We start from the raw sequence: 347 nt of genomic DNA on the forward strand, positions 1-347 counted from the left end.
GAGATAGGGATGTGAAAGTAGTCGTATTCCAATCGGCTAATCCTGAGATTTGGGTCTGCCACTACGACACAAACCTATTGAAAGACATGTCGACCGAAGCGGTTTCGCGGGAAGAGGCGAAGCTATTGGATCTTCAGTCTGTGCTCGAGCGTATCAGTAAACTTCCACAAGCGACCATTGCCAAACTAGAAGGCTTCGCTCGAGGCGGCGGCCATGAATTTGCCCTGGCCTGCGATATGCGATTTGCCGCCCGTGGTAAATTTAAGTTCATGCAAATGGAGGTCGGCATGGGAATTCTGCCATGCGGTGGGGGTGCCTCACGCATGGCTAGGCAGGTTGGTTTAGGG

The 347-nt window shown here is 52.4% G+C and carries 1 protein-coding gene; it reads left to right on the top strand.

Translation table 11 applies throughout. The features are described 5' to 3' along the window. On the top strand, positions 1 to 347 hold a 347-nt coding region (locus AB4585_RS29150; RefSeq protein WP_372172295.1), incomplete at both ends, for an enoyl-CoA hydratase/isomerase family protein.

It is taken from the genome of Vibrio sp. 10N.222.49.C9 (assembly GCF_041474985.1).
GTDB lineage: Bacteria > Pseudomonadota > Gammaproteobacteria > Enterobacterales > Vibrionaceae > Vibrio > Vibrio crassostreae_C.